14 protein-coding genes and 1 tRNA gene are annotated in these 18,141 nt (G+C 72.0%); 2 read left to right on the top strand and 13 right to left on the bottom strand.

The window, feature by feature from the left end:
• Positions 1-10: 10 nt before the first annotated feature.
• Together AC24HA_RS11250 and AC24HA_RS11245 are read right to left on the bottom strand one after the other, a co-directional pair.
• Positions 11-790 carry a hypothetical protein gene (locus AC24HA_RS11250; protein WP_425709646.1) on the bottom strand — a complete coding sequence of 260 codons (780 nt, stop codon included), beginning with the start codon at positions 788-790 and terminating at the stop codon, positions 11-13.
• A gap of 137 nt (positions 791-927) precedes the next feature.
• Positions 928-1,599, bottom strand: a complete 672-nt coding sequence (locus tag AC24HA_RS11245) for a TetR/AcrR family transcriptional regulator (protein WP_425709645.1) — start codon at positions 1,597-1,599, stop codon at positions 928-930.
• A 321-nt stretch (positions 1,600-1,920) separates the two neighbouring features.
• Here AC24HA_RS11245 and AC24HA_RS11240 point away from each other — a divergent pair.
• A tRNA-Leu gene (locus AC24HA_RS11240) sits at positions 1,921-2,005 on the top strand.
• A 53-nt stretch (positions 2,006-2,058) separates the two neighbouring features.
• On the opposite strand, the gene AC24HA_RS11235 is transcribed toward AC24HA_RS11240, so the two are convergent.
• The 4 genes from AC24HA_RS11235 to AC24HA_RS11220 form a co-directional block, all read right to left on the bottom strand.
• Positions 2,059-3,225 (bottom strand): IS481 family transposase, encoded by a 1,167-nt coding sequence (locus AC24HA_RS11235; protein ID WP_425708384.1) that lies wholly within the window; start codon positions 3,223-3,225, stop codon positions 2,059-2,061.
• Between the two features lie 331 nt (positions 3,226-3,556).
• Positions 3,557-3,727: a helix-turn-helix domain-containing protein gene (locus AC24HA_RS11230; RefSeq protein WP_425710117.1), complete on the bottom strand. Its 171-nt coding sequence runs from the start codon at positions 3,725-3,727 to the stop codon at positions 3,557-3,559.
• A gap of 651 nt (positions 3,728-4,378) precedes the next feature.
• On the bottom strand, positions 4,379-4,729 hold the full coding sequence (locus AC24HA_RS11225; RefSeq protein ID WP_425709553.1) for an antitoxin: 351 nt from the start codon (positions 4,727-4,729) through the stop codon (positions 4,379-4,381).
• A 124-nt stretch (positions 4,730-4,853) separates the two neighbouring features.
• Entirely contained in the window at positions 4,854-5,375 is a 522-nt protein-coding gene (locus AC24HA_RS11220) for a hypothetical protein (protein ID WP_463648415.1), read from the bottom strand.
• Positions 5,376-5,731: 356 nt separating this feature from the next.
• On the opposite strand from AC24HA_RS11220, the gene AC24HA_RS11215 reads away from it, so the two are divergent.
• Entirely contained in the window at positions 5,732-7,543 is a 1,812-nt protein-coding gene (locus AC24HA_RS11215) for a glycoside hydrolase family 15 protein (RefSeq protein ID WP_425709555.1), read from the top strand.
• 69 nt (positions 7,544-7,612) lie between these two features.
• Here AC24HA_RS11215 and AC24HA_RS11210 read toward each other — a convergent pair whose 3' ends face one another.
• Genes AC24HA_RS11210 through AC24HA_RS11180 form a run of 7 tightly spaced genes read right to left on the bottom strand, consistent with a single transcriptional unit; the run spans position 7,613 to position 18,056 of the window.
• Positions 7,613-8,863 carry a molybdopterin molybdotransferase MoeA gene (locus AC24HA_RS11210; RefSeq protein ID WP_425709556.1) on the bottom strand — a complete coding sequence of 417 codons (1,251 nt, stop codon included), beginning with the start codon at positions 8,861-8,863 and terminating at the stop codon, positions 7,613-7,615.
• A gap of 53 nt (positions 8,864-8,916) precedes the next feature.
• Positions 8,917-9,777: an NTP transferase domain-containing protein gene (locus AC24HA_RS11205; RefSeq protein ID WP_425709557.1), complete on the bottom strand. Its 861-nt coding sequence runs from the start codon at positions 9,775-9,777 to the stop codon at positions 8,917-8,919.
• On the bottom strand, positions 9,777-10,508 hold the full coding sequence (narI, locus tag AC24HA_RS11200; RefSeq protein WP_425709558.1) for a respiratory nitrate reductase subunit gamma: 732 nt from the start codon (positions 10,506-10,508) through the stop codon (positions 9,777-9,779). The genes AC24HA_RS11205 and narI overlap by 1 nt, the downstream gene beginning before the upstream one ends.
• Positions 10,508-11,404: a nitrate reductase molybdenum cofactor assembly chaperone gene (narJ, locus tag AC24HA_RS11195; RefSeq protein ID WP_425709559.1), complete on the bottom strand. Its 897-nt coding sequence runs from the start codon at positions 11,402-11,404 to the stop codon at positions 10,508-10,510. Before narJ ends, narI begins: the two co-directional genes overlap by 1 nt.
• Entirely contained in the window at positions 11,404-13,032 is a 1,629-nt protein-coding gene (narH, locus tag AC24HA_RS11190) for a nitrate reductase subunit beta (protein ID WP_425709560.1), read from the bottom strand. The genes narJ and narH overlap by 1 nt, the downstream gene beginning before the upstream one ends.
• A gap of 27 nt (positions 13,033-13,059) precedes the next feature.
• Positions 13,060-16,794, bottom strand: a complete 3,735-nt coding sequence (locus tag AC24HA_RS11185; RefSeq protein WP_425709561.1) for a nitrate reductase subunit alpha — start codon at positions 16,792-16,794, stop codon at positions 13,060-13,062.
• Complete coding sequence (locus AC24HA_RS11180) at positions 16,791-18,056, bottom strand: MFS transporter (RefSeq protein WP_425709562.1); 1,266 nt, start codon at positions 18,054-18,056, stop codon at positions 16,791-16,793. The genes AC24HA_RS11185 and AC24HA_RS11180 overlap by 4 nt, the downstream gene beginning before the upstream one ends.
• Positions 18,057-18,141: the final 85 nt, after the last annotated feature.

Below are 18,141 nucleotides of genomic sequence, written 5' to 3'. Positions count from 1 at the left end.
GGATCCGCGCCTACTGCCGCTTCCGCGGGGGCAGGCGGAACTCGACCCACAGGCGCTCGTCGCCCCGGACGAGGACGCCGTGCTGACGGCGGGGGTCGCCGATCGGCGCCACGTGCAGCCACCACTCGCCGAGGATCCCGAACGTGGTCATCGTCCCGGGCCGACGCCCGGGCCGGAAGTGGATGACCGGCACGGCGCTGGGCCTCGGATCGACCACCCCGGGGGCCGGGTCGACGAGGCGCACGGTGGCCCGCCCGCGTCCGAGCTGCTTCACCCGGACGCGGACGGGCGGGCCCAGCGGAGCGGTCCGTGCGGCGAGCAGGCGTCGTCGCCGGCCCCGGTTCATGAGGATCATCGCCGCGCCGCTCCCTGCGCCGGCCAGCGCGAGGAGAACACTGCCGACCAGGAGGCCGGACCGGAGCTCGGTAGGGGACTCGGGCGACATGGTGCCGTTCGGTGCGACCCACACCTGGACGGAGTCGCCCACCGCGAGCCGCTCGTCGCACCGGGAGTAGGACCCGTGCCCGGAGGTGCCGTCGACCGTCCAGCTGACCTCCACGTCGAGCCGGTCGACCGGCCGCCCCCGGCAGCTACCGTCGGTCTCGACCCGCTCGACGCGCGCGGTGACCTCCTCGCTGTTCCCGAGCAGGTGGTCGAGATTGCCGGTGACGACGTAGATCCCGACCGGGACGAGAGCGACCAGCACCGTGACGAGGGCGACGACGAGCCACTGGCGCCGCGTCCGGCGGCCGCCCGCGTCACGGAGCGCCTCGATCTCGTCCGGCCGCACGGGTCAGTGCCCCCGGGCCGCGACGGCGCGCCGGGACGGCATGGGCACGGGGGAGGGCACGGGCAGATCCTATGGCCGGGCCCGGCCGGTGCCGCGTCGCCCTCCGGTGAGGACTGCGCGCTTGCCGTTGAGGCTGGTCACGGCGTCTCTCCTTGAGAGTCAGTGCTGGTGGAGGCCGGGTCCTCCGGCGGCCGGAGCCCGCGTTCGACCACGGCCATGACCGAGTCGAGGATCTTCTCGGGGAGCCCGTGCTCGGGCGACCGCGGTGGCCCGGGCTCGTCGGCGTCGCGCTCCCTCATCACCCAGCGCATGCCGACGAGCTCGCCGACCCCCATGAGGGCCCAGGCGACGGCCTCCGGGTCGAGGTCGGCGGCGACCTCGCCGCTCGCCTGGGCGGCGCGCAGGCCGGACGTGTACCCGCGGGCGATGGTCTCGTAGTGGATGTGCAGGACGTCCGAGGCGACGAACTCGGCCTGCCGCATGATCCGGTACAGCGCGGGGTTCTCGGCGGTGAACCGGAAGAAGGCGGCGAAGCCCGCGCGCTCGGCGGCGAGGCGGTCGTCCTCCTCCGAGCTCGCGGTGAACATCGCGCGGCGGACCCGGGAGTTGAGGTCGCGGACGACCTCCTCGAACACCGACAGCTTGGTGTCGAAGTACAGGTAGAACGTCCCCTGGCCCACGCCGGCGCGCTCGGTGATCCGTGCGACCGAGGCGTCGTGGTACCCGTGCTTGGCGAACACGTCCGTCGCGGCGGCGAGGATCGTGGCCCTGGTCCGGGTGCCGCGGGCGGTGGTGGGGCGGGCGCTCATGCGAGCCTCCTCGGATCGGTGGGGCCGGCAGACCGCGAACCTGACAAGCGATTCAGGTGTCGGTATCGTCCGGTCGAGCGGTGACGCTGTCAAGCCCGACCCGCCAACCCCGGTTCGCCGAGTGTGCGGTTGGTGGTCGTCGAGTGTGCGGTCGGCGGCGGGCGGACCGGGTGTCGACGGCCCCGGTCGGGGCGCGCACGAGCGTGCCGCGACTCACGTCCTGGTGGCCCGGCACGACCGTGGATCGGCGGAGGCCGCGTGTTAGAGTTTCCGTCGTTGTTCAGGTGACGCGGAGCGATCCGGGAGCCGAACAGACACCCTGTCCGGGTGGCGGAATGGCAGACGCGCTAGCTTGAGGTGCTAGTGCCCGTATTAGGGCGTGGGGGTTCAAGTCCCCCTCCGGACACGCATGTGATGTCCCAGGACATCGTGAACGGCTGAACCCCCGGTGACGGGGGTTCAGCCGTTTTTTCGTTGGTAGGTGTGTGCGGGGTTCAGGGTGTGTTCGCTGAGGATCTCGCCGGTGGAGGCGTCCAGCACGGTGGCGTGGTCGTTGTGGACCAGGCAGGTGATCTCGGTGCGGGCGTGGGCGCGGCCGATGCCGAGGTGCAGCATGCGGCCGCTGTGGCGCAGGCTGATCTTTCCGTCGCGGTCGACGGTGTCGTAGCGCACTCGCCACAGGTCGGGGTCGCCGGGCGGGGTGGGGGTCGCCGGGGGGATGAGCTGGTAGGCGTGGGCGGGGGTCTGTCGGCCGATGCCGCGATGAGGGCGGTCGTTGTTGTAGTAGTCGCGGAAGTCGTCGAGTTCGTCCTGGAGGTGGGCGAGGGTGTCGGCTGGCCGGGTGGCGAGGCGCTTGTTCAGGGTCTGCCAGAAGCGTTCGATCTTGCCCTGGGTGGTGGGTTTGAACGGTTTGCCGTTGCGTTGCTGGATGCCGTGCAGGGCGAGCAGGGTCTCGAACGCGTTGCCTGTTCCGTCGGGTCGTCCGCGGCCGCCGCGGGCGTAGCGGGTGGTGTAGACCATGCCGTTGTCGGTCAGGGTCGCGGTGGGGTATCCGTACTGGCTGGCTGCTGCGGTGAAGGTCTGGGTGACGGTGGTGCCGGTGACGCGGTGGTGGGCGGAGAGGTGGACCAGGAGTCGGGAGTGGTCGTCGAGCCAGCCGATGATCTCGACCTCGGTGCCGCCGGTGAGCGTGGTGTGGGTGAAGTCGGACTGCCACAGCTCGTTGGGGCGGTCGGCGGCGAAGCGGCGCCAGGAGGATCGGGGGCGTTTCTGAGGCTGGGGCGTGATCGTGCCGTTGCTGGTCAGGATCCGCCAGATCGTGGTTCGGCCGATGGTGTGGCCTTGGCGGGTCAGGTGCCAGTCGATGGTGTCCGCGCCGGCGTCCAGGCCTTGGGCGGTGAGCTCGCCGCGGAGCTGGAGGACGCGTTCTCGGACCTGGTCCGGAGTGCGGGTGGGGACGGTCAGTGGTCGGCGTGAGCGGGGCTGGTAGGCGGCCTCGCCCTCGGTGAGCCAGCGGTGGTGGAGTTTGTGGACGAGGGACTTCGACACCCCGTAGCGGGCAGCGACCTGCCCGTAGGAGAGCTTCTGGACGGTGACCGCTTTGATGAGGACCTCGTACTTCGCCACCGTTCACGATGTCGTGGGACATCCGATCCCGACAGGGGGCAGTCGTTCACGATGTCTGGGGACACCCGTTCACGATGTCCTGGAACCAGACACCCCTCCGGACACGCATGTGATGTCCCAGGACATCGCGAACGGCTGAACCCCCGGTGGCGGGGGTTCAGCCGTTTTGTCGTTGGTGGCCGGTGGCCGGCCGCGGCTGAAGCCCGGGGGTGAGCTCTGCGAGGGCCGCGGCGCCCCGTTATTGCTGCGCGAGGCGTGTCGAGAGGGCGCCGAAGTGCATCCGGACGGCCTGTCAGATGAACAGTGGCGCCCTCTCGACGACTCGGCGCGCTCAGGTGCGTGGTCGGCGTGAGCGGGGCTGGTAGGCGGCCTCGCCCTCGGTGAGCCAGCGGTGGTGGAGTTTGTGGACGAGGGACTTCGACACCCCGTAGCGGGCAGCGACCTGCCCGTAGGAGAGCTTCTGGACGGTGACCGCTTTGATGAGGACCTCGTACTTCGCCACCGTTCACGATGTCGTGGGACATCCGATCCCGACAGGGGGCAGTCGTTCACGATGTCTGGGGACACCCGTTCACGATGTCCTGGAACCAGACACCCCTCCGGACACGCATGTGATGTCCCAGGACATCGCGAACGGCTGAACCCCCGGTGGCGGGGGTTCAGCCGTTTTGTCGTTGGTGGCCGTGGACGGTGCGGGCTGGGGCGCCGTCGACGGTCGCAAGATCGCATGTGGCGGCGCTCCCCTGTGGATGTCAGCGCCCTCTCGACCCGATGCGTCTGGTGGCTGTCGGGACGAACCTGCGTCGAGTGGGCAGCAGCCTGCACGAGGCGGGCCTCCCACGTGCGTGTTCCTGCCCATTCGATCTGTCTGGACCGTGGGCGCCCGTTCGACGCATCCCGTGGACGTGTGTTGCCCTCTCGCTGGCGTGCGCAGCGGAGAGCTTCTGGACGGTGACCGCTGTGATGAGGACCTCGTGCGCCGCTGCCGTTCACGATGTCGTGGGACATCCGAGTCCGGCAGGGGGCTGTCGTTGACGATGTCCGGGGACACCCGTTCACGACGTCCTGGAACCACACACCCCTCCGGACACGCAACACGGCCGGTCCCCAGCTCGGGGGCCGGTCGTTCGCGTCGGTTCGGGCGTCGGCGTGATCAGCCCCGGTTGTCGGCGTCCGGCGCGGTGCCGCGATCGGCGGTCCCGCCCTCGCGGTCGGCGCTCGCCTCGGCCTCCCGGCCGGCGTCCGGCGCGTCGTCGCTCCCGGCGCCCGCGTCCTGCGCACGTCCGTTCCCCGCGGCCTGGGTACCGTCCGCCCCTGCCTCCCGCGCACGGTCGTCGTCGTGCCCGAGGGCGTTGCCGGCGGCGTCGCGGGCCTTGTCGATCATGCCGTCGTGCTTGCCGCCGGTGGCCTTGCGTGCCGCGCCCTCCACCTTGTCGAGCAGCTGCTCGCCCCGCTCGCCACTCAGAGCGTCCTTGGCCTTGTTCAGGTAGTCGCCGATCCCCATGCCGGTCTCCTCGTCGTCGTGTCCTGCGTGTTCCGCGATCGGCCGCCGGGTCCACGGGGCCGGTCATCGGTCGGGGAGCCAGTCTGGCGGATGACGTCCGACCTCGGCGATCGCGTCGCTCCGCTCAGGATCCCTGCCAGATCGCACTGACCGGGGTGTGCGGGCACACGCGCTCCCACTCGGCCTCGTTCTCCGGGGTGCCGTGCCCGCCGCCGAAGCTCTGCTCGCTGCCGTCGAGGGCGACGACGCGTCGCTCTCCCTCGATCTCGTACTCGACCACGAGGCCGTCGTCGGTGACCCGCCCGATCGCGTTGGGCAGCATCAGCCCCGTCCCGTCGCCGTCGTAGCCGCTGTCACCCGCGAATACCGGGCACCGTTCAGGGGAGGCGAACACGTTCCCGATGCTGAGCGCCTCCATCACCGGCTGGCCCGGCGAGTGCGCCCAGGTGGGGACGGCAAAGGTGTCCGGGTCGGGTGAGCTGCCGTCGTCGGACCCGGCTCCGCCCGACGACGTGCCGTCGGATCGAGCCTCGTCCGACGACCTCTCCTCCGGCGGTGCGGTCACGTCCGTAACGGGAGTGGACCAACATCCGGCGAGCAGCGTCGCGCCGACGAGGGTGACGAACGAGACGGTCGGTCGTCGCACGGTGTCCTCCAGGTGGCGGACCGCCCGGGGAGGGACGGTGACAACCATGGTGGACGCGGGCCCGGCGCGGCTGGTGCCTCGTGGCACATCGGTGACCGACGGTCGTCGGATCGTGACCTGACCGACCTGACCGACCTGACCGACCTGACCGACCTGACCGCGCGACGCGCGGGGCTCTGGGTACGTGCACCGCGCGCCCGGGGACGCGGCTAGCCTGGACGATCGCCGTGCCGCAGGTTCCGGCGCGCACCGGTCCCGGCGCACCGGTCCCGGCACGTTCCGCTTCCGGCCCGCACCGTCCGACGGCGACAACCCCGACGTCCACCCCGACACCCCCCGAACGAGAAGGTCCGCCCGTGAGCACACCCCTGGAGCACTACGCCCTGCTGTCCGACCAGCGCACGGCCGCACTCGTCGCCCGCGACGGCAGCATCGACTGGCTCTGCTTCCCACGGTTCGACTCGTCGGCGGTGTTCACCGCGATCCTCGGGACGCGCGAGGACGGGCGCTGGCTCCTCGCCCCGCCCGAGGGCGAGCTCGTCTCCCGCGACTACGTGGACGACACCTTCGTGCTGGAGTCCCACTGGTCCACACCGACCGGGACGCTCACCGTCACCGACTTCCTGCCGATCGACGAGGACCCCGCGGCCCCGACGGCGGACCTCGTGCGCACCGTGACCTGCACGTCGGGCAGCGTCGAGGTGACGCACGACCTGCGGCTGCGGTTCGACTACGGCGCCGCGACGCCGTGGCTCCAGACGCTCGAGGTGGACGGCCGCACGGAGATCCACGCGGTCGCCGGCCCGGACTCGCTCGCGCTGCGCGGCCCGGCCCTCGAGCAGGTCAACGGGTCCTGCCGCGGGCACTTCGCGATGGAGGAGGGCGAGGAGCACACCTGGGTGCTCAGCTGGTCGCCGTCCTACCTCCCGGACGCCGCCCCGCGGCCCGAGACGCTGACACCGGTCGCGACGATCGCCTACTGGCGCGCCTGGGCGGCACGGATCGACGCGCGCGGTCCGTACGCGGACCAGGTGCGCCGCTCGCTGCTCGTGCTCCGGGCACTGACCGAGCGGCTGACCGGTGGCATCGTGGCGGCGCCGACGACGTCCCTCCCGGAGGAGTTCGGCGGCAGCCGAAACTGGGACTACCGGTACGTCTGGCTGCGTGACTCGGCCCTGACGATCGAGGCCCTCCTCAGCCACGGTTTCGTCACCGGCGCCCACGCATGGCGTACCTGGCTGCTGCGTGCCATGGCCGGCGACCCCCGTGACCTGAGGATCATGTACGGGCTCGACGGATCCCGGCACCTTCCGGAGCACGAGCTCACCCACCTGGACGGCTACGAGGACTCGCGGCCGGTGCGCATCGGCAACGGGGCGGCCGACCAGTACCAGGCCGACGTCGTCGGTGAGGTCATGGTCGCGCTCGACCTCGCCCGTGACGCGGGACTGGAGGAGACCGAGTTCTCCTGGGGCCTGCAGAAGGCGCTCCTCGACTACGCCTGGGACCGGTTCGACGACAAGGACCACGGGATCTGGGAGATGCGCGGCGAGCCTGCGTACTTCACCCACGGCCGCGCGATGATGTGGGCGGCGTTCGACCGTGGCGTCCGCGCGGTCGAGCGGCACGGGCTCGACGGCGACGTCGAGGCGTGGCGGGAGCGCCGGGACCTGCTGCGTGAGGAGATCCTCACCCGCGGGTGGAACGACGACATCGGTGCATTCACCCAGACCTACGGCTCGACCGAGGTCGATGCGTCGCTGCTGCAGCTCGCCCACATCGGATTCGTGGCCTACGACGACCCGCGCATGCTGTCCACCGTGGCCCGCATCGAGGACGACCTGCTCGACGCGCACGGCTTCCTGCACCGGTACCGGACGGCCTCCGGGCTCGACGGGCTGGCCGGCGACGAGTACCCGTTCCTCATCTGCTCGTTCTGGCTCGTCGAGCAGTACGCCCGCACCGGGCGGGTCGACGAGGCGCGGCGCATGATGGACGCCCTGGTCGCGACCGAGTCAGACCTCGGGCTCCTCGCGGAGGAGTACGACCCGCGGGCGGGCCGGCTCGCCGGCAACTTCCCGCAGGCGTTCAGCCACCTGGGCCTGGTGCGGGCCGCCGACGCGCTCGACCGCCGATCCGAATCGGCGTTCGAGGCCGCGGACAGCTAGCGCCTCGGGGCAGGAGGCCGAGAACCGGGCCAGGTGACCGAGCGCGGCCCGGTAGCGCCCGGCGGTGCCTCAGCGGGAGAGGTCGCGGACGAGCAGCGCCTCGAGGCGATCGCCGGGCTGCACGCGGTCGGCCTCCTCGGGCACGACGGCGAGGGCCTCGGCCCGGGCCAGGCTCGCCACCAGGTGCGAGCCGGCACCGAGCGGGTGCGGGGGCTCGGCCACGAGCTCGTCACCGACCCGCCGCAGCGCCACGGGCGCGTACTGCCGTCGGCCGGCGCGGGTGCGCCAGGCGCGTCCCGCGACCACCGGCACCGTGCGGCCGGCCGCCGCCGGGTCGGCCCCGGACAGCAGAGCGAGCAGGGGTCGCACGATCACGTAGAAGCTGACGAAGGTGCTCACCGGGTTGCCGGGCAGCGCGAGGACCGGCACGCAGCGGTCGTCGTCGAGCGCTCCCGCGCCCTGGGGGCGGCCGGGCTGCATGGCGACCTCATGGAGCGTGAGGCGCTGCCCGAGCGCCTCCCGGACCACCTCGTAGGCGCCCTGCGACATCCCGCCGGAGGTGAGCACGAGGTCGGCGTCCGTGCCCGCGCGCGCGAGCGTCGCGCGCAGGGCGCCGACGTCGTCCGCGCACCGCTCGAGCACCGGGACCGCCCCGGCCTGCGCGACCAGGGCCGCGAGCATCGGGCCGCCCGAGTCCGGGACGCGGCCGGGCGCGGGCACCGTGCCCGGCGGGCTCAGCTCGTCACCCGTGGCGACGACGAGGACCCGCGGCCTGGGCACCACCGGCACGGTCGCGCGCCCCACCGCTGCGGCGGCCGCGACGTGCGCGGGGGACACCCGCTCGCCCGCGGTGAGGACGACGTCGCCGACCCGTGCGTCCTCGCCCGCGACGCGCACGTGCGCGCCCACGCTCGGCCGCTCGGTCAGCCGCACCCGCGCCGGGGCGGGGCCCGGGCCGGGGCGGTGGTCGGTGAGCTCGACGGGGACCACCGCGTCCGCCCCGGCCGGCAGCGCGGCGCCAGTCATGATCCGCAGGGCCGCCCCGGGCGGGAGCGCCCGCGGCGCAGCCCCGGCGGGCAGGTCCCCGGCGACGGGGAGCTCGAGAGCGTCGTCGGGCAGCAGGTCGATGTCGCAGGCCCGTACGGCGAACCCGTCCATCGCCGAGGCGGTGAACGGGGGGACGGCGACGGCGGCCGGCACCGCGCCCGCGAGGATCCGCCCCGGTGCGTCCGCGAGCAGCGTCTCCTCCGGCTCGACGGCGCCGCGCGCGTCCAGGTAGGCGCGCCCGAGGCCGAGGACCTGCGCGAGGTGTTCAGACACGGGTACGCCGGTACCGCGGTCCGCGACCGGCACGCGGTGCCGGGACGGGGCGGTCATGCCGGCCTCAGGGTGCGGCGCACCGCGTCGAGCGCCTCGGGCAGCGGCGTGCCCCGGCCGACGGCCACGCCCACGAGATACGCCGAGACCGGCGCCATCGACCGCTGGACGCCCTCGGCCACCTCCCCGGTGAGCACGTGCACGGTGTCGACGTCGGGACCGGGATCGACGAGCCCTCGGGGCAGGCCGAGCTCTCGGCAGGCCGACTCCACCCACGGGTGCAGCCGCGCGGCCCAGTCCTCCTGCTCGGTGACCGGCGGGCGCCCGGACCGCCGGACCCGCTGCTCCCACGTGCGTCGGTCGGCGGGGGTGTCGACGTCGTCGGCCTGCGTCCCGGGTGCGGGCGTGGTCGCCAGGGTGAGCGGGGCGAGCAGGTCGCGCACCGACCGGTCCCGCGGGTCGCCCAGCTCGTCGAGCGCACGGCGCAGGGACGCGACCCTGGCCCGCAGGGCGAGCCACTCCCGGCGACCGTCCGGGCGCTCCAGGAGGATCCCGTCGACGCCGTCGGGCAGCGGTCCCGTCCGCTCCAGCGCCGTCACCACGCTCGACGCGCCCGGCAGGTCGCACGCGAGGACGAGGACCTCGTGGTCGAGGGCGCCCGTGTCCGGCGCACCCAGGGCCCGCAGTCCGGCGGCGATGCCTGCGGCCGGCCCGCCGAGCGGCGGGTCCTCCAGGGTCCGCCGCACGTCGGCGGGCACCTCGACGCCCGCGCCGGCCACGACGACGCGCGGCGCGGCGTGCGCGAGCGCCTCGAGGACCAGGTCGAGCATCCGGCGGCCGCCGACGGTGACGTCCGGCTTGGACACGCCGCCCAGGCGTCGGCCCGCCCCGCCGGCCAGGACGATGGCGGCCGGCATCAGAAGTTCACCTCCTCCCAGCCTCGGCGTCCCTGCGGCGGCACACCGGACTTCGACCGGTACACGATGTAGGGGCGGGTCAGGTAGCCCAGCGGCACGCTGAACACGTGCACGAGCCGGGTGAACGGCCACAGGGCGAACAGCAGGACGGCGGAGAAGACGTGGACCTGGAAGAGCGGCGTCGTCCCCGCCATGATCGAGGGGTCGGGCTGGAGCGTCCAGAACTGGCGGAACCAGACCGATATCGTCTCCCGGTAGTCGTAGTTGGCGATGGCTGAGTCCACCACCGTGGCGCCGACGCCGGCGAGGATCGTGATCGTCAGCAGCAGGTACATCGCCTTGTCCATGGGGGTCGTCGCCCCGAACACGCGCTTGTTCGTGCGCCGGCGGTAGATGAGCAGCGCCAGGCCGCCCACGCAGGCCACCGCCGCCGCGAGGCCGATCGTGATCGCCATGATGTGGTACATGTGGTTGGAGAGTCCGACGGCGTCGGTCCAGGACTTCGGGATCCCGAGCCCGACGGCGTGGCCGAAGAAGATCCCGATGATCCCGAAGTGGAACATCGGCGAGCCGATGCTCAGCAGCCTCGACTCGTAGATCTGGCTCGACCGGGTCGTCCATCCGAACTGGTCGTAGCGCCACCGCCAGATGTGCCCGAGCACGAAGAACGCCAGCGCGACGTACGGGACGATGACCCACATGACGGTGTCGACCGTCGACGGCTCGTTCATCACCGTGCTCCTTTCACGAGCGGCAGCAGGGGATGGCCCGAGGGGGAGGTCGTCGGTTCGACGTGGTCGTTCCCGTGGTCGTGACCGGAGCAGTCGTCGTCGCGGTGCATGAGGGGCGGCATGTCGTGCTCCGCCCCGTAGCCGTCGAGGCCGACCAGCTCCTCGGCCGGGCCCTCCTCGACGAGGCGGCGCACCGCCTCGTGGTCCTCGCCGTCGAGCTCGGGCAGCGTCGCGCACACGGCCTCGACGACGCCGTGCCAGGGCGAGCCGATGTCCGCCAGGTGGAGGCGGAGCAGCTCGAGGCCGGCCCGGTTGGCGAGCAGGATCTTCTCCGCGGCCGCCGCGTCGTGGCCGGCGCCGAGCTCGAGCACGAGGGTGAGGTGGTCGGGCAGCTCGTCGTCGCGGACGATCAGCCCGGCGCGCCGGTAGGCGTCCTTCACGCGGACGAGGGCCAGGCCCCGGCGGCGTGTGTCGCCGTGGCTGAAGTACGTCAGGTGCAGGCACCCGCGGCGGCGCGTGTCGAACGTGTCGACGTAGCTCGAGCGCAGGTCGTCGACGTCCGGGGCGGCCAGCTCGTCGAGCACGGGGTCGAGCATGTCCGCGTACCGCCGCGGCAGGCGCGTGACGAGCCGGCGCAGGTCGGGCAGGCGGGCGAGCAGCTCGTCGCCCGGGTAGTCGATGAGCCACGACGCCGCGGCCCACACCGCCCGGGTCTCCTCGACGGGGTCCCCGGCGGCGGTCGTGCCGGGCCGCGACGCCCTGCGGACCGGTGTCGACCCGGCGCGCCCGGACGCGGCGTGCCCGGGCGCGTCGCGTCCGGGCGCGCCGGCAGCGCCGTCCGCGCGCCCCGCGACGCCGGGGAAGGCGCGCTCGACGAGGCGGGCGAGGGCACCCATCAGGCGGTCCCCGCGGCCGGGCGGCGGGAGGGGAACAGCCCGGACGGCGTCCCCCTCCCGTCCCAGTTGAGCAGGTTGATGCGGCCGGACTCCGTCGGCCGGGTGTCGACCGGACCGGCGGGCACCCCGACACCGGCCATGCCCATGTCCTGCTCCGGCAGGTGCATCATGCCCGGCCCGCCGTCGGAGTTGAGCGGGCAGTCCGTCCCGACCCCCTCGAGCTGGTGGGCCTGCTCGGAGTGGCCCACCGGGATGACGTAGCGCTCGTCGTACTTCGCGATCGCCAGCAGCCGGTACATCTTCTCCATCGACGCACCGGTCATGCCGACGGCCTCGGCGATCTCCTCGTCGGGCTCGCCGCCGAGGTTGATGTCCCGCATGTAGGAGCGCATCGCGGCCATCCGGGCGAGCACCCGCTGGACCGGGACGACGTCGCCTGCGGTGAACAGGTTCGCCAGGTACTCCACGGGGATGCGCATCTGGTCGATCGCCGCGAACAGTGTGCTCGCGTCCTCGGCGTCGGCACCGGTCTCCTGCACGACGTCGACCACCGCGGACAGGGGCGGGACGTACCAGACCATCGGCATGGTCCGGTACTCCGGGTGCAGCGGGAGCGCGACCTCGAACTCCTTGATGAGGCGCCACACCGGGGACCTGCGGGCGGCCTGCACCCAGTCGTAGGGGATTCCGGCGCGCTCGGCGGCATCCTGGACCTCGGGGTCGTTCGGGTCCAGGAGGACGTCCTTCTGTGCCTCGAGGAGAGCGTGCTCGTCCTCGACCGAGGCGGCGGCGGTGACCTTGTCGGCGTCGTACAGGACGAGCCCGATGTAGCGCAGACGACCCACGCAGGTCTCGGAGCACACCGTCGGCTCACCGGCCTCGATGCGGGGGTAGCAGAACGTGCACTTCTCGGCCTTGCCGGTCTTGTGGTTGAAGTAGATCTTCTTGTACGGGCAGCCGGAGACGCACATGCGCCAGCCGCGGCACTGGTCCTGGTCCACCAGGACGATGCCGTCCTCCTCGCGCTTGTAGATGGCCCCCGACGGGCAGGAGGCGGCGCAGCTGGGGTTGAGGCAGTGCTCGCAGATGCGCGGCAGGTAGAACATGAAGGTGTTCTCGAACTCGAGCTTCACCTTGTCCTGAAGCCCCTTGAGCATCGGATCCTTGTCGCCGGCCGCGTAGGTGCCGCCGAGGTCGTCGTCCCAGTTCCCCGACCACTGGACCTGCACGCGCTCGCCGGTGATGAGCGACTTCGGGGGAGCGGTCGGGATGTGCTGCTGCTGCGGCGAGGAGAGCAGGTTGTCGTACTCGTAGGTCCACGGCTCGTAGTAGTCCTCGATGCCGGGCAGCTTGGGGTTGTTGAAGATCCGCAGCAGCTTGCTCACGCGGCCCCCGCCCTTGAGCCGGAGCCGGCCGCCCCGGCCGACCTCCCACCCGCCCCGCCACTTCTCCTGGTCCTCGTACCCGCGCGGGTAGCCCTGGCCGGGCCGCGTCTCGACGTTGTTGAACCAGATGTACTCCGTGCCCTGCCGGTTGGTCCACGCCTGCTTGCACGTGACCGAGCAGGTGTGGCACCCGATGCACTTGTCGAGGTTCATGACCATCGCCATCTGGGCCATCACTCGCATGTCTCGCTCCTTGTCCGATCCGCGTGCTCAGTACTCGACCGGGGTCGTGCGACGCCGGATCACGGTGACCTCGTCGCGCTGGTTGCCGGTGGGGCCGTAGTAGTTGAAGGCGAAGGCCAGCTGCCCGTACCCGCCCACGAGGTGACTCGGCTTGAGCATGATCCGCGTGAGGGAGTTGTGGATGCCGCCGCGTCGCCCGGACGTCTCCGACAGGGGCACGTTGACGGTGCGGTCCTGCGCGTGGTGCATGTACGCCGTCCCGCGCGGCATGCGGTGGCTGACGATCGCGCGCGCCGAGACCACGCCGTTGCGGTTGACGGCCTCGATCCAGTCGTTGTCCGCGATCCCCACCGCCTCGGCGTCCTCGACGCTCATCCAGATCGTCTGCCCGCCGCGCGAAAGGTTCATCATGAAGAAGTTCTCCATGTACATGGAGTGGATCGCCCACTTGTTGTGGGGCGTGAGGTAGCGGACCGCGATGCCCCCACCGCTGCGCTCGCCGACCCGCGTCTCGCCGAACAGGGCGGTCATGTCCAGCGGCGGACGGAACACCGGCAGCGACTCGCCCATCTCGAGCAGCCAGTCGTGGTCGAGGTAGAAGTGCTGGCGCCCGGTCAGGGTGTGCCAGGGCTTCTTCTTCTCGACGTTGATGGTGAACGGCGAGTAGCGCCGCCCACCGGTCTCGGACCCGGACCACTCCGGCGAGGTGACGACGGGCACGGGGGCGGCCTGGGTGTCCTTGAACGTCACGTGCCGGCCCGCGTTCTCCTCGGCGAGGTCGGCGAGCTGGACGCCGGTGCGCCGCTCGAGGGTGCGGAAGCCCTGCAGCGCCATCTCGCCGTTGGTGGTGCCGGACAGCCGCAGGATGAACTCCGCCGCCTGCAGGTCCGTCTCGATGCTCGGCTGCCCGGCCCCGACGCCGGACTCCACCCGCCCGTTGAGGGCGCCGAGCTCGGCGACGAACTCCTTCACGTCGTAGGTGAGCCCCTTGGTCGTCATGCCCAGCCTCTCCAGCAGGGGGCCGACGGAGACGTACTTCTCGTGGATCGTCGCGTAGTCGCGCTCGACCTCGACCAGGCGGGGCATCGTCCGGCCCGGGACCGGCTCGCACTCGCCCTTCTTCCAGTCCAGGACCTTCCCGCGCGGGGCCGCCATGGCGTCGGCGGAGTCGTGCTGGAGGGGGACGGCGACGACGTCGGTGCGCGTGCCGAGGTGGTCGACCGCCAGCTGGCTGAACCGCTCGGCGATCGTCTTCCACGCCTCCCAGTCGGTCCGCGACTGCCACGGCGAGGAGATCGCCGGGTTGAACGAGTGGATGAACGGGTGCATGTCCGTCGTCGAGAGGTCGTGCTTCTCGTACCAGGTGGCCGCGGGCAGGATGACGTCGGAGTGCAGCGTCGTCGATGTCATACGGAAGTCGAGCGTGAGCAGGAGGTCGATCTTCCCCGCGGGGGCCTCGTCGCGCCAGGTGACGTCGCGGGGCCGGAACTCCGGCGGCGTCTCCTCGGCCCGCACGTCGTTGTCGACCCCGAGCAGGTGCTTGAGGAAGTACTGGTCGCCCTTCGCCGAGCTGCCGAGGGTGTTGGCGCGCCACATCGACCAGATGCGCGGGTAGTTCTGCGGCGCGTCGGGGTCCTCGGCGGCGAACCGGATGTGGCCGTCGCGCAGCTGGTCGACGAGGTAGGGGATCGTCTCCTGGCCGGCCTCCTTGGCGCGGTCGGCCACGTCCAGGGAGCTGATGTCGAACTGGGGGAAGAACGGCTGCCAGCCGAGCCGCTGGGACAGGGCGACGGCGTCGGCGGTCGTCGTGCCGGCGAACGTGCCCGCCCCGGTCCGTGCCGCGAGCCGGTCGGCGCCGAACTGGTCGTAGCGCCACTGGTCGGTGTGCATGTACCAGTAGGTCGTCTGCGTCATCTGCCGCGGGGGCCGCGACCAGTCCAGGGCGTTGGCCAGGTGCAGCCAGCCGCTGATGGGTCGGACCTTCTCCTGGCCGACGTAGTGCGCCCAGCCGCCGCCGTTGACGCCCTGGCAGCCGGTGAGGTTCGTCAGCGTGAGGAACGTGCGGTAGATGGTGTCGGAGTGGAACCAGTGGTTCGTGCCGGCGCCCATGATGATCATCGAGCGGCCGCCGGAGTCGCGGGCGTTGGCGGCGAACTCGCGGGCGATCCGGGCCGCGGCCTGAGCGGGGACGCCGGTGATGGCCTCCTGCCAGGCCGGGGTGGCGGGCTGGGTGGCGTCCTCGTAGCCCGTGGGCCACGAGCCGGGCAGGCCCGGGCGAGCGACCCCGTAGCGGGCGAGCAGCAGGTCGTAGACGGTGGTGACGAGCCGGCCGCCGACGCGGCGGGCCGGGACGCCGCGCAGCACGTCGTGCGCCTCGCCCTGGTCGGCGGAGTCGAACCGGGGCAGCGCGACCTCGACGGATCGCTCGGCGTGCTCGATGAGGCTCAGGGCCGGCACGAGGTCGCCGAGGTCGAGGTTCCAGCGGCCCTCGCCGTCGGCGGCGAACCGGTGGCCGAGCGTGCCGCCGGGCACGGCCGGGTGGCCGGTGACGGCGTCGAGCATGACGGGCTTGAACTCGGCGTGCTCGGTGTCGGCCTCCTCGCCCACGAGCTCGGCGCCGAGGTCGTCCGCGACGACGAACTTCCCGGCCTGCCACGCGCCGCCCTCGCCTGAGGTGAGCTCGACGAGGAACGGCAGGTCGGTGTAGCGGGAGACGTAGTCGGTGAACCGCTCCGTCGGCTGCTCGACGAAGAACTCGCGCAGGATGACGTGCCCCATCGCCATCGCGAGGGCGGCGTCGGTCCCCGGGTGCGGCGCGAGCCACTCGTCGGCGAACTTCACGCTCTCCGCGTAGTCGGGCGCGACGGAGATGACCTTCTGGCCGCGGTACCGGGCCTCGGTCATCCAGTGGGCGTCCGGGGTCCGGGTGAGGGGGACGTTGGAGCCCCACATGATGAGGTAGGAGGCGTCCCACCAGTCCCCGGACTCCGGGACGTCGGTCTGGTCGCCGAAGACCTGGGGCGAGGCGGGCGGCAGGTCGGCGTACCAGTCGTAGAAGCTGAGCATCGAGCCGCCGATGAGCTGGTGGAAGCGGGCGCCGGAGGAAAACGACACCTGGCTCATCGCGGGGATCGGGGAGAAGCCGGTCGCCCGGTCCGGCCCGAGCTCCTTGACCGTGTAGACGTAGGCCGCGGCGACGATGTCCACGGCCTCCTTCCAGGTGGCCCGCACGAGACCGCCCTTGCCGCGGGCCGACTTGTAGCGGCGGGCCTTCTCGGGGTCCTCGACGATGGACTTCCACGCGAGGACCGGGTCGCCGCCGGGCACCTGCTCCCGCGCCTCCCGGAACAGCCGGACGAGCTCGCCGCGCACGTACGGGTAGCGCACCCGCGTGGGGGAGTAGGTGTACCAGGAGAAGGAGGCACCTCGCGGGCAGCCCCGGGGCTCGTACTCGGGTCGGTCCGGCCCCGCCGACGGGTAGTCGGTCTGCTGCGACTCCCAGGTGATGATCCCGTCCTTGACGTACACCTTCCACGAGCAGGACCCGGTGCAGTTGACGCCGTGGGTGGAGCGGACGACCTTGTCGTGGCTCCAGCGGTCCCGGTAGAAGGAGTCGCCGGATCGCCCGCCCTCGAGGTGGATCTCCCGGTTGTCCGGGCTGACGGGGGCCCGGGAGAACATCTTGCGCACGCCGATGAGGGCGTCCGTCAGCGAGCTGTCGAGGCCGGGCGCGGTGCCCCGCTCGGAGTCCCGGACGGTCATGAGGTCCTCCCGTGGTCGTGGTGATCGGCGTCGTGGATCGGCACCTCGTGGTCGGCGGCGGTGCGCCGGCGCGCCGCCCGGCCGACCATGAGGGTGATGACGACGGCTCCGGCCGACGCCACGGCGAGGGCCAGCAGGCCGAGCCCGTAGTTGGACTGGTTGATCCACAGCTGACCGAGGATGAGCGGCGGGACGAAGCCGCCCAGGCCGCCGGCGGCACCGACGAGTCCCGTGATGGCGCCGACCTTCGACGGGTCGGACGCCTGGCCGACGAGGCCGAACACGGCGCCGGTGCCCAGGCCGAGCCCGACCGCCATGACGAGGAAGGCGGCGGTGCCGATCCCGGACAGCGAGGGGTTGATGCTGAGGACGACCGCCATCGCCGTGACCGTGAGGTAGGAGGCGAGCAGGGTCGTGACGGCACCGATGCGGTCGGCGAGCAGGCCGCCGACGACGCGGCAGGCGACGGCCAGGACGACGAACCCGCCCATCCGGGCCGCGGCGTCGCCGGCCTCGAGGCCGTACTCGTTCTGCAGGTAGGTCGGCAGATAGACCGAGAAGGCGACGTACCCGCCGAACGCGATGGCGTAGAGGTACATCGCCTGCCACGTGAGGGCCAGGCCGGCTGCGCCCCGCACCTTGGCGACCATCGACGTCCTCGAGGGCGTCCAGGCCGGGGCGTCGCGCATGAGGAACCAGGCGAGAGCGGCGTAGAGCGCCAGGACGGCCGCGGCCACGAGGAAGGGGACGGTCTCGCCCGCGCCGACGTGGAGCGGGACGGTGGTGAACGCCGAGATGGCGGTGCCGACCATGCCGGCGCCGTAGATCCCCAGCGCGAGGCCGCGCCCGCTGGGCGGGAACCAGGCGTTGACGAAGGGCACACCGACGGCGAACACCGTCCCCGCGATTCCGAGGAAGAATCCACCGACGAGCAGGGCCGTGTAGCTGTCCTGCCCGAAGAATCCGAGGAACAGTACCGGGACGATGCTGACGACCGAGATCAGCGGCATCATCACGCGACCGCCGTACCGGTCCGTGAGCGCGCCGACGGGAATCCGGCCGAGCGAGCCGACGAGCACCGGGACCGCGACGAGCAGGGCCGAGTCCGCCGTCAGACCCTTCTCGACGAAGGTCGAGCCCAACGGGCTCAGCAGCGCCCAGGCCCAGAAGTTCAGCATGAAGCCGACGGTCGCCAGCACGAGCGCCCGCGTGCGCGGCCCTCGGCCCGTGTCCGTGACTGCGGAGCCCGAACCTGCGTCCACGTCCACCCTCCCCGACCATTCAACGGCTTTCGAGGAGCATAACCACGACACGTATTAAGAAAGACATTGATGCGGTAATCATTCG

It is taken from the genome of Georgenia sp. Z1491, assembly GCF_057652395.1.
Note: the sequence above shows the minus strand (reverse complement) of the source record. Positions and strands in the feature narration are given on the sequence as shown.

Excerpts from the sequence above, each read along its gene's own strand:
- AC24HA_RS11245 (WP_425709645.1), bottom strand. The coding sequence starts at position 1,599 with ATGAGCGCCCGCCCCACCACCGCCCGCGGCACCCGGACCAGGGCCACG.
- AC24HA_RS11225 (WP_425709553.1), bottom strand. The coding sequence starts at position 4,729 with ATGGGGATCGGCGACTACCTGAACAAGGCCAAGGACGCTCTGAGTGGC.
- AC24HA_RS11205 (WP_425709557.1), bottom strand. The coding sequence starts at position 9,777 with ATGCCGGCCGCCATCGTCCTGGCCGGCGGGGCGGGCCGACGCCTGGGC.
- narI (WP_425709558.1), bottom strand. The coding sequence starts at position 10,508 with ATGAACGAGCCGTCGACGGTCGACACCGTCATGTGGGTCATCGTCCCG.
- narJ (WP_425709559.1), bottom strand. The coding sequence starts at position 11,404 with ATGGGTGCCCTCGCCCGCCTCGTCGAGCGCGCCTTCCCCGGCGTCGCG.
- narH (WP_425709560.1), bottom strand. The coding sequence starts at position 13,032 with ATGCGAGTGATGGCCCAGATGGCGATGGTCATGAACCTCGACAAGTGC.
- AC24HA_RS11185 (WP_425709561.1), bottom strand. The coding sequence starts at position 16,794 with ATGACCGTCCGGGACTCCGAGCGGGGCACCGCGCCCGGCCTCGACAGC.